The 12,109-nt window shown below is 34.1% G+C and carries 6 protein-coding genes; all 6 read right to left on the bottom strand.

Annotated elements, in window-relative coordinates; genetic code table 11:
* Positions 1-108: 108 nt before the first annotated feature.
* Entirely contained in the window at positions 109-837 is a 729-nt protein-coding gene (locus tag AC2D8I_RS12800) for an energy transducer TonB (RefSeq protein ID WP_484706413.1), read from the bottom strand.
* A gap of 64 nt (positions 838-901) precedes the next feature.
* On the bottom strand, positions 902-1,276 hold the full coding sequence (locus tag AC2D8I_RS12795; RefSeq protein WP_484706412.1) for a VanZ family protein: 375 nt from the start codon (positions 1,274-1,276) through the stop codon (positions 902-904).
* Positions 1,269-1,649: a glycine cleavage system protein GcvH gene (gene gcvH / locus AC2D8I_RS12790; protein ID WP_484706411.1), complete on the bottom strand. Its 381-nt coding sequence runs from the start codon at positions 1,647-1,649 to the stop codon at positions 1,269-1,271. Before gcvH ends, AC2D8I_RS12795 begins: the two co-directional genes overlap by 8 nt.
* Positions 1,650-1,722: 73 nt before the next feature.
* On the bottom strand, positions 1,723-9,003 hold the full coding sequence (gene sov / locus AC2D8I_RS12785) for a T9SS outer membrane translocon Sov/SprA (protein ID WP_484706410.1): 7,281 nt from the start codon (positions 9,001-9,003) through the stop codon (positions 1,723-1,725).
* A 6-nt stretch (positions 9,004-9,009) separates the two neighbouring features.
* A complete protein-coding gene (gene ruvA, locus AC2D8I_RS12780; RefSeq protein ID WP_484706409.1) occupies positions 9,010-9,591 on the bottom strand; it encodes a Holliday junction branch migration protein RuvA in 582 nt (193 codons plus the stop codon).
* Positions 9,592-9,810: 219 nt separating this feature from the next.
* Positions 9,811-12,084: an NADP-dependent malic enzyme gene (locus AC2D8I_RS12775; RefSeq protein ID WP_484706408.1), complete on the bottom strand. Its 2,274-nt coding sequence runs from the start codon at positions 12,082-12,084 to the stop codon at positions 9,811-9,813.
* Positions 12,085-12,109: the final 25 nt, after the last annotated feature.

Here is a 12,109-nt window from a genome sequence, read left to right as displayed (position 1 = left end):
AGTTTATATGTTAATATTATGATAAAATAACAATAAGCATACCAAAACAAGAAATCCCGTTACAAAATTTGTAACGGGATTTTAAACGACCTTTATAAAGGCTATATATTAGTTTTGTATTTGAAACTTTATTGGCAAATGATAAGGTACTGTTACAGATTTCCCTCTTTGTTTCCCAGGTTTCATTTTAGGAAGTAAACTTACTATACGCTTAGCTTCTTTTTCTAATTTTGGGTGTGGAGCTCTCGCTTTTACATCAACGATGTTTCCATCTTTATTAATTTTAAAGAATACACTTATCCTTTTATTTCCTGGTGATAAACCTAGATCCTGAGCTAAATCAACGTTAAATTTCTTTGAAACGAATTTTCGTATCTTTTCATTCATACATTTTTTCTTAGCTTCATTATTTCCTTTTTCACATCCTGGGAACACAGGTACATTTTCAATTACAGCAAAAGCAACTTCAATATCTTCTTCTACTTCCTCTACTTCTACCTCTTCTACCTCTACAATTTCTTCTTCTTGAGATGTCTCTGTAGATTCCAATACTGTTTCTACCACTTCCTCTTCATCTTCGACAACCTCAATTACTTCTGGTGCTGGTGGTGGCGGCGGTGGTGGCGGTGGCGGTGGCGGTGGTGTAACATTTGTAATTGGTATTTCTTCGTCCAATTCATCCTCACCGGAAGAATAGGCATACTCGTCTTTTATATTTTCGTAAGTTTTGAAATTGATGGCGTAATTTGTAAAAAACAACATCAATGCCAAACCTACAGCAAAATACAACGCACTGTTACGACCGACGTTTGCTTTTGGATTTTTCTTAAGTTCCATAAATTAAAATTTGTTTAAACTCTGCCCGCTAAAATAACTATTAATTTGTTAAATAAACAAGCTATTATTCTTTTTTAACACCTATTTTCACAGTCTCTATTATTAATACAGCAAAAACTGTGCCTATTGTATTGGCTATAACATCGTTAAAGTCTGCCTCTCTATTTCTAGTTAATAGTCCTTGTAAAATTTCTATAAGTATACCATAGCTTAAAGACAATAGAACAGCATTTTGTATTGCTTTCTTTTTTTTAAGTTTTCTTTTATGATAAAACATAAAAAACCATAACAATGTAAAAAGCGTATATGCTATACCATGAAAAAGTTTATCGCTATTACTAGGTAAATCTTGTGTTACAGTATTTACATTAAAAAGGCTTAATAGTGCAAGAAACACACTATATAGTATACTTAATGATAATACATGCTTTTTAAGCACTTATGAGCGCTTTGTAATCCTCGGCAGATAATAAATTATCTAATTGAGAAACGTCTGAGAATTTAATTTTCACCATCCATCCGTCTCCATAAGGATCGGTATTCACCTTTTCTGGTTCATCTTCTAAAACGGCATTAAACTCAATAATTTCACCTGAAACGGGAATAAACAAGTCTGAAACAGTTTTTACAGCTTCTACTGTGCCAAAAACGTCTTCTATCTCTAGAGTTTCATCGACTGTTTCTACTTCTACATAAACGATATCACCTAATTCGCTTTGTGCAAAATCTGTAATACCTACAGTTATTGTATCGCCTTCTATGCTAATCCACTCGTGGTCTTTTGTGTATTTTAATTCTGCTGGAATATTCATTATTCTTTTTTATATAATTTTTTACAAATATATCTAATCAAACTGTCATTTCAAATTAGTACACTATAATAGTTTAATTACCAAAATTATATCTTAAAGTTATCCCTGAACGTATTGTTGTTTGAGGGAATGCTGTTGATATAGCATACTCTGAAAAAGTATAATCGAAGTAAAAAATTCCTGTTAAATTTTTACTAAAAGCATAATCTGCTTTGTATTTTAAAGTCCAAATAGTTTGCCCATTAGTAACTTGATTGTTTTCTATATCTAAATATCTAACTATTGTTTTGTTATCTCTTACAGAGATGTCTGCTTCCATATTTAGGTCACTAACAATTCTTTGCCTTGGTCCTGCTAAATTAGATTTTATTCTGACGTCTTTAAATTTATAACCCAAACCAAGAATATACTCTTTACCTTGCACCTCAGTCATTAAATTATTATCAAAACTTAAGGACAAGAATCTGTCTTTTCTAACTTCTGTTAGAATTTTCACTGAATTTTTCATTTCAAAATCGACTTTTATCAATGGACTAAACGTTTCTGTTAAATTAACATTACTGTATAGTGTTTCACTTTTAAAGTCTCCTGCCTGATCTAAATCTTCAAGTGGTTGTGAATCGTAATCCAAAGTATAGTCGATACCATTATAATCTAAATTTGTTCTAAATTGATTGATAGTATAATTAGAACGGTAACCGTGTGTGATTGAAAAACGCTTAAAACGTTTTTTAAACCATTTTAGTTTCATTAAACCTGTATACTTTAAATCCCAGTTTGGAATGGGGATATCTCGCAAAGCCTCTAATGTTGTTTTATTTGCTTTTTGTCCTGTATACGCACTTAAAAACGATGGTAATAAAACGGCCTGACTTGTTTTACCAAATCCTAAGGGATACCCTTCTTCGTCTAAGTTTGCTGGATTATTAACATCGATACCTTTCTCTTCTGCTAATCGTTTTGCTATTATTAATCTATTGGATCTTAAATCATCAAAAGCTGCAGAACTAATTTCATCACTTTTTCCAAAAGCTGTAGGCAAAGTAAATGTAGATATATTAAAATTACCGAATGTATTTGGTGTTAGAGACCTATATGTTCCATCTTCTATTTTATAATTTTCTGTATAATTCTGTGCATATGTTCTAAAACCTACTAAATCTATCTTCAAATCTTTTATAGGCTCTACATTTACAGAAACATCTAATTGCTTTGTTTGATTCTGCGTATATTGTTGATTAAATTCAGGGTAAACCGTTAGCCATCCATTTCGCGCAGCAAGTTCTCTAACATCTTTCTGACTTCCAAAAGTATACCCTGTAGTAGGCTCTAGAGAACCTAAAAAGTTTGGCGTTTGTAAATACCCTGGTAGAAAAGTTCCGTTTGTTTCTGAATAATTTAATTGGATACGTTTAACACTCGTTAATATATCTATACCAACATTTGCTATTTTTGTTCCAAGCCCTTTACCGCTTTTTGTTGGGGTCGTTACTTGTGTTTTACCTTTTGTAATCCCGTCTTTTTTTCCAGGAGGTGTTCCGCCTTTATTTCTATCTGACCGCGTAATTTTATTCTTTCCTCTCTTATTTCGTTTTTTAGTTAACCCAATATATTTGTACAACTTGTTCATATCCATCGTTGAATTTATATTGTGGGTATTCCCATTAGATATAGAATTACCTAAATCGTATGTAAGGCCATCATCTGCTAACAAATCACCATATAGATCTGACCCTTTTTGCCATTGAAATTCTCCCGTATAGGAATAGGTTGCACTTAAAAAACTTAACGTAGGGATCTTGTTTAACGGAATTTCATAATTAACCCCCAATTGTTGGTATTGAATATTAGGGTCTCCAAAGTCGAAAAAACCATCCCAAACATCTAATGTAGGGTCTTGCTCTCCATTAACAATATTATCTTTAAAATAATTTCTTACAATATTATTCTTTGATGTTGCATAATTAAAAGACAAGGCTTTTGTTAAATTCCAATTTACATTGTATTGGAAATCGAACGTATAATTTCGTCTAAAGAGCTCATCTAATTCGATATTACCTTCTCCTAATTCCAAGTCTCTAAATTTCTGCCTATTAAACTGTCTATTTAAGTTTGTATTCACAGAGAAACTTGCTGGCAATAAATTAAAATTAAAATCCTTTAATAGCTTCCAATACTTACCTGTAAACAAAGAGTCATTTTTCTTGAAGGGCTCAATAACTGTTGGCTGAAAGCTATAAGCATAATTAACCCCTGCTCTTACTTGTTTATCTATAGATCGCTCAATTTCGAAATCACGATGCTCAACCTTATTATAAGAATAGTCTAAGGTTAAATTTTCAACATCGTAAAATTTAGGCTTTGCGTCTCCAGTTCGTGTTTTTCTAACACCAATAAAATTGATACTTTTCCGTCTTGTATGATCTTCTGAATTTTCTTTTATTTTCTTACGATCTTCACTACTCTCGGCAGCGTCTAAACGTGTTTCCAACTCTAAATCTTCATATTGCTGATCGTATTTAGGTGTAATTAATTCTTCTGATTGTCCATAATTAAAAGGTATTTGTAGTCCCCATTTTTTAGGAAGTAATTGTCCTACGTTTACGTTTGTAACAAAATCGTACTGCTTCACGTCTTCAAGGCTTCTTTCATTTGGGCCTTGATCTACTGAACCAAAACCAGCAGTACTCATTCTTCCTGTAGCACTCAGGTTAGCAAAATCTGCAAAATTGGTATCTACATTTAAAATCGCAGCCCAACCGCCTTCGTTATCCATTTCGGATAAACGTAATTCATTATACCAAACCTCACCACAAGTCGTGAAATTTCTAGCATTTTTAACCCCAACCATAAGTGTTCTAACATCTCCAAAATTAGGATTTCCTTTTACCGCAATACGTTGTTGTCCGGCTACATAACCTGAAAACTGATCTCCTACTACAGGAACAGCTTCGTCACCAATCACATCATAAAAACTAGCTTCAACATCTGATAATGTGCCGTTACTAATCCCTAACGATTTTATTTGTTGCAGTAGTTCTAGTCTTAAATCGATCTCATTGGCTTCTGGCCATAATTGTTCACGAGAGCCTCCTTGAGAGACTTGTAACGGTATTTCTATTTGGTAATAATTTTGGGTTAAATCGTTACCCATTCTTATAAAACCTATTAAATCACCATCGGAAAGTCCTGGTGTATCCCCTTCGCCAGCATGCATAAACATACGCAAACGTTTATACTGCCTCATATCTAAACTGATATTCTTATATACCGCTCTAGAATCCTCTGCTTCTAAATTACAAACATTTACGACTAGGGATTGTTCGTTTTGTCGAATAATTGAATTATTATTATTTAATTGTTCTGGCTCTATGCCTGGAGGTGATTGATAACTACCGTCGTTTTCCAATGTACTTATTGCACCTACAGAAAAAGCGGTATCATCATCCTCTGCATTATCATCTACTCCTGGAGCTTCAAGTGATAGCGTATAACGCCTCCAGTCACTACGAACTAAATCTAAACTCCCAAAACGAAAAATGGTATTCTCTGAAAAATCTGTTAAATACATACGCGCAAAACGAATAGAACGTAAATCGGAAATCCCGTTAACCGACTCTACATGATCCCCTTGTACTGGTATTCTAAATTGATACCATCGTATTTGCTCTGTATCGCCATTAGCCAACTCTCGGGGTCTTATTTTTAAATCTCTAATAAAGCTACCAATTGGATTTGTACTCGTTATCTCACTCAGATCATTCAGGGGTAAATTTTGACGTGTTATTTCTAATTCATACTCATAATAACTATCGATTGTATTCATCGTATTGTCACGATTAATATCTTCGACATCGGGTTCTGTTGTAGACCCTCTATTGGTATCACTAAAAGCATCTGGTGAATTTCCTTCCACATTGTTATATTTTTTATAACGTTCTAATACATTCCCTTCTGCACTAATATAATATTGATAATTATCATTTGCCGGATCTAAAAGCCCCATATACGCTGGTGAAATTAAAACTTCTTCGGCATCATCTAAACCATCATAACCAACATCTTGATTGGCGCGTTCTTGTCCTGTAGTATCAAAAGCATAAATTAAAGCTTGATTTTGAGGCACTACTGTTTGTTCATTCCAACCGTTAACATTAGCAGCGCCTTGTAATAAAGAAATATTTCCATCTTGAGGTAATCCATTTTCATATAGTTTTCGTCCATCTTTTAACACATCTTCAGAAATACTTCCTAAGTTAAATATCAATTTTCCTCCTGGATTTAATGCGTTTTCTTGAAAAGGATCTTGTAACCAAAACTCTATATATTCAACATTAGATTGCTCAAAATCTGTAGAGGTTAATGCTCTCGTTATGCCGGCCCAACTCTCGGCAGGATCCGGATTTATATTATCTTCGGAACCTGGTTTAAAATTATAAGGCCCTCTTTCTTCTGGATAATATGACAAATCAAGCGTATTCAACACTGTTGTTTGCCCTTGTGCAATGTCTTGCTCTGGGAACAACTCATTCACAAAAACACGAGAGGTATAAATGCTAGAAATATCGTCGACATCAATTCCGTTTGGTCTTTGAATACTATAAAAAATAGGATCTATACTATACCAATTTAAAAGTGCTCTATCATACCCGTTCTGTATACCGCTCTCATCTTCTGGTTGGTTGTATATACGGCCTAAGTTCCTTGGCCGACTTGACATAAACCAAGCTTGTGGTGATTTTAAATCGATTCCATTTTGTGAACCTTCAAAATCATCTACATATGCTGTTGCTTCTCCGTTTAAATTAGTTCCTTTTGGTGCTCCTGGCAGTAAATAAGCAAATTCTCCACTAACAGAAAGATTAGAAGCCGCATCGGTATCTACATTAGGCAACTTGTTTGTTAATCGTGTAAAAAACGGAACCTCTGTAGAGAAGTTACCATTAAGGCCAAATATCGTATTGTTAATAGGCTCGCTATCGTAGTTTGCCTTTTGTGTTATTGGTCTTTCATTTAGATTTATATAGGTTGCACCTAAAACAAAATTTTCATTAAACTGATGTTCTACATTTAACCCTGTAAAACGCTTCGTTTGTTGGCCAAAAATAGCATTGTTTTCTGCTGTTACTTCTATAGGTGTATTAGACGCTTTTAATGCCTCGTCTAAAATTTGAACTGTTCCCGCGGTATAATTCACAGTATAATCCACGCCTTCTACCAGCACACGTCCTCCTGCTGTTACTGTTACAGATCCGCGTGGCACGTTAAATCCTCCTATAGGAATGCCGCCACCGCCTGAAGATTTATAGCGCCCCTTTAATTGGAATTTATTCTTTTCTATTTCATCTAAAGCACCGGTCTTTGTTTCCTTGTATAGAAGATCGTATACGTATTTTTCTTGATTAGGATTATCATAATTATCATCCTCATAATTTGATGGCATAGCAGGATCGGCTAAAACGTCGAATAAATAGCGACCAAAAGGCTCTACTTTAGTAAATACTATTTTCCCATTCTGAGGAATTACAGTTATTCCTGGAACGAAATCAAAAAAACCATCTCCATTAGCTTGTGGATCATTATTAAAATTTAACTGATCTAAATTAAAAAGTCGTAAAAGTGTTGTTTCTATAATAGGTTTGCCTTTAAAATCACTGCCAAAAGTTGTTCCTTCTACAGGACTTATATTGTTTAATGGAGCTCCTTCGTTATAAAATATATTCAGCTTAAAATCCTCTTGACTTAGCTGATATGCCCCAGTATCATAGATGTTTTTCATCATTAAGTTCCAAATAGGCTGCTCTACGCTTGTAATACTACTTTTAAGAAGCTTAAGGATTAGGTTATTATTCGTTACATTATCTATAGTCTCTCCATTAGTTCCTGTTGTTGTTTCTACGTCTGTAGCGCTTACACCATCATTAGCAAATTCTCCTACTTGATAAACTTGGCCTCCAACAGTAAATTGAAAAGCGACAGCTAAAACTTCATCATTATTTAAACGCTGATTTAAAGAAATGTAACCTAATTGCGTACTTAACTGATACTCTTGACCTTCTGTTAATTTTCTCGCATTTTCTAATTTAGCATAATCGAAACCTTCATTAAAATTAGGGATTAAAATTCCTGATCCTACTGTTGAAATATCTCTAATAGCGTCTGTTATTTGAGATCCAGGGCCTCCAATATTAGTTGGATTTAATCTATTATTACCATTATCGGGGAAAGCGCCTGGCCCTGCTGTAACTTGTACTCCTGGATTTCCAATAATACTCGATTCCCCTAAGTCTTGTAAGGCAACGATATTTCTTACATTTTCAGTACGGTTACTTCTATTTGTAATCCAAACTTCAGCTCTTGTAATTTGAATGTTTGTATTTATAAATGGGTAGTTTTCCAATGCTTTATCATAATTCTCTCTAAAGTATTGCGCTAAGAAGAAGTGTCTGTTTTCATCATAGTCTCTAATAAAGAAATCAAATTCAGCTAAAGTTCCTCCGCCTTGCGCTACTACAGATCGCGTATCGGATTTCTGTTCGGAAAAAACACCTGTAATTCTTGTTTTACCAAACTTAAGTTCGGTCTTTACTCCAAATAGACTTTGTGCTCCCGAAATTAAAGAACTATTTAAAGGCATACTTACATTACCAACTTCAATTTTCTGTATAATGTCATCCTCTGTTGGTGTATATTCTAATTTTATTAAATTCTGAAAATCAAAAGTAGACTCTGTATCATAATTCGCAGTCACTTGTAACCTTGAACCTACCTTACCCAACAAGCTCAAACTTATTCTTTGGTCAAAATCAAAAGTAAAGTTGCTTCTATTTCTTGGAGAGAATGATGGATTATCCTGCTTTGTAAACAAAACACCTAAATCCATTTCTAAAGACCCTTGAGGTATAATGGTTATAGGGCCTTCTCCAAAAATACTAGTAAAGAAATCTGAGTTAACATAAAGCTCTGGAATTAAATTCTTTTTTTCCTCTTCCGAACCTTCTTTTTTTCCTTCATAAGCATCGACCTTATCTTTATAATACCTTTTTAAATTTTCTTTAAGAACTAAATCCTGATACTCTTTAGGCGTTAGAATTATGGGATAATTTATATTAAAATTCCCTACCGTTTCTGTATAAATATAGCGATCTATACTGGCATCATAAGTATATTTTGTTTGAATACTGTTAGGGTTTGGCATTTCCAAAGTCCCTAAGCTAAACCCTGTTTTTACAGAATCTTGAGTTATCGTAGGGTCTAGCTCTTGAGCTAAAGCTGTAACTGACAACAATAGGAGAATTATTAATAAAGTGTATTGTTTAATGAATTTCTGTAAGGGCATGTTGGTTGTATTCAAAATCTACTATAAATTTTTTAAAGCTCGTTTGATTATTGTTTCTACGCTAACTTCTGGTTCTGCTTTTACAATTTTATCTACCACACGTTCGGCTTGTTTTTTAGAAAAACCTAGAACCTCTAAAGCAGATAACGCTTCATCTTTATTGGTATTGCTTTTGGCAACAGAAACTTCATCAATATCATAGATTTTTATTATTTTATCTTTTAAATCTATAATTACACGCTGTGCTGTTTTTAAACCAATACCTTTAATAGACTGAATTAAAGCAACATCTTCTGTTGCGATTCCCTCTTTCACCTGTTTTGGTGTTAGCGAGGACAACATTGTTCTGGCCGTGTTTGTTCCAATACCACTTACAGAGATTAACAATCTAAATACATCTCGTTCACCTTTAGAAACAAAACCATATAAACTATGCGCATCTTCCTTTACTTGGAGGTGCGTGTATAATTTCAAATGTTCTTCATTTGGGATTTGTGAAAATGTATGTAGTGAAATATTAAGTAAATAACCAACACCATTACAATCTATAACAACATCTGTTGGGTTCTTTTCTACTAATTTTCCTTTTATATGTGTAATCATTTCTAAAAGTCTTGTTAAACTTTCAAAACTACGCAATTTTTTTTATTTAGAGTCTATAAAAAACAAGTGCTAAAAAAGAGGTGTAATTTCCTGTTAACTACCTTTTTTTTTAAATATTTAGAGAGTCTTAAAAAGACTATAAAAGTTAGAATAAAAATAAAGGGAGCGCTATTTAAATGGCGCTCCCTTTTTATACTAAAAGATGTTTTTTTTAGGTTTTTATTTTTTTTCTTTTTGTTGTGCATCTATAACGGCAATAGCAGTCATATTTACAATTTCATCTACACTAGCTCCTAGTTGAAGGATATGTACAGGTTTTCGCATCCCCATCATTATTGGGCCTATAGATTCTGCCTTATTTAGTTCTTTTAATAACTTATAAGTAATGTTTGCTGATTCTAAATTTGGAAATATAAGTGTATTTACTTTTTTTCCTGCCAATTTTGAAAACGGAAACTTATCTTGAAGCATTTCTTTATTCAATGCAAAATCCGTTTGTAATTCGCCATCTACTAACAAATTAGGATGCCTCATATGTAAATATGAGACTGCTTCACGTACTTTTGTTGCTGTTTGATCATTTGATGAGCCAAAATTTGAATAAGAAGTCATTGCCATTACAGGCTCGAGACCAAACATTTTAACAACACCAGAGGTCATTTGAGCAATTTTTATTAAATCTTTAGCAGAAGGATTAATATTTATAGACGTATCACTCAAAAACATTGGGCCGCGCTGGGTCATCATAACATTTGTTGTAGCTATTCTTGTGGAACCTGGCGCTAAACCTATAAGCTCTAACATAGGTTTTACAACGTTTGGATAACTTCTTGAATAGCCAGAGATCAGTGCATCTGCATCGCCTTCATTAACCATCATTGCAGCATAAAAATTACGTTCTCGCATTACTTTTTGAGCTTCAAGCAACGTCACGCCTCTTCGCTTACGTTGTTCCCAATATACTTGAGCGTATTTATTTTTTTGCTCTATTTGTTCATCCGATTTAGGGTCTATGATTAATACGTCTGCGTCGAACTCTATCTCTTCCTTTAAGCGTTCTATTTGTTCTTTGCGTCCTAACAAAATAGGGATAGCAATACCATCATCGTGAACAATTTGAGCGGCCTTTAATACATCTAGGTGATCTGCTTCTGCAAATACAACTCGTTTAGGATTCAATCGGGACCTATTCATTAACAAACGTACGATCTTATTATCTGACCCCAAACGCTCCATTAATGTATTCTTATATTTCTCCCAATCGGTAATAGGTTCTTTAGCTATTCCACTTTCCATTGCTGCTTTTGCTACTGCTGGAGGTACTTCTGCTATTAAACGTGGGTCAAAAGGTTTAGGTATAATATAATCTTTTCCAAAAGTTAACCTTGTTTCTCCATAAGCTATATTTACTTGTTCTGGCACAGGTTCTTTAGCTAAACTGGCTAATGCTTTAACAGCTGCCATTTTCATAGCTTCATTTATTCCTGTTGCTCGCACATCTAAGGCGCCTCTAAAAATAAAAGGAAATCCTAAAACATTATTTACTTGGTTAGGATGGTCACTTCGTCCTGTTGCCATAATAATATCTTTACGTGTTGCTATAGCCACATCGTAATTAATTTCCGGGTCTGGGTTAGCCATTGCGAATACTATTGGATTTTCTGCCATTGTATTTAACATCTCTGGAGACACAATATCTGCTTTAGATAAGCCTATAAACACATCGGCATTTTTCATTGCTTCTTCCAAAGTATCTATTTTGCGATGGGTAGCAAATTCTGACTTTTGTGATGTTAAATCGTCTCTATCGTCTCTAATAACACCTCTACTATCGAGCATCACAACGTTTTCACGTTTAACACCGCATGCTAAATACAATCGTGTACAAGAAATGGCTGCTGCTCCTGCTCCGCTAACTACAATTTTAACATCTTCGATACCTTTTTTAGTCAGTTCTAAGGCATTTAATAACGCAGCTGCTGATATAATTGCGGTACCATGTTGATCATCATGCATTACTGGAATGTCCAATTCTTCCTTCAAACGGCGTTCAATTTCAAAAGCCTCGGGAGCCTTTATATCTTCTAAATTAATCCCTCCAAAAGTGGGCGCTATCATTTTAACGGTTTGAATGAATTCGTCTATATTTTCTGTATCGACCTCTATATCGAAAACGTCTATATCGGCAAATATCTTAAACAACAATCCTTTGCCTTCCATTACGGGTTTTGACGCTTCTGGACCAATATTCCCTAGTCCTAAAACAGCTGTTCCGTTAGAGATTACTGCTACCAAGTTGCCTTTAGCCGTATATTTATAAACGTTATTCTTCTCTTTTTCTATTTCTAAACAAGGTTCTGCTACACCTGGAGAATATGCCAATGCCAAATCCCTTTGGGTTGCATATTTTTTGGTAGGTACAACCTTTATCTTACCTGGTGTTGGCTTTGCGTGATATACTAAAGCTTCCCTTCTCTTGCTCTGTTTACTCATATTTATGTAGATTTTACTCTGACTT

The sequence above is a fragment of the Lacinutrix sp. YIN62 genome, from assembly GCF_057219185.1.
The sequence above is the reverse complement of the archived record's forward strand: the minus strand, read 5'-3'. Positions and strand labels throughout refer to the sequence as shown.

Coding starts and splice junctions, on each gene's coding strand:
- gcvH (WP_484706411.1), bottom strand. CDS start 1,649: ATGAATATTCCAGCAGAATTAAAATACACAAAAGACCACGAGTGGATT.
- AC2D8I_RS12800 (WP_484706413.1), bottom strand. CDS start 837: ATGGAACTTAAGAAAAATCCAAAAGCAAACGTCGGTCGTAACAGTGCG.
- ruvA (WP_484706409.1), bottom strand. CDS start 9,591: ATGATTACACATATAAAAGGAAAATTAGTAGAAAAGAACCCAACAGAT.
- AC2D8I_RS12775 (WP_484706408.1), bottom strand. CDS start 12,084: ATGAGTAAACAGAGCAAGAGAAGGGAAGCTTTAGTATATCACGCAAAG.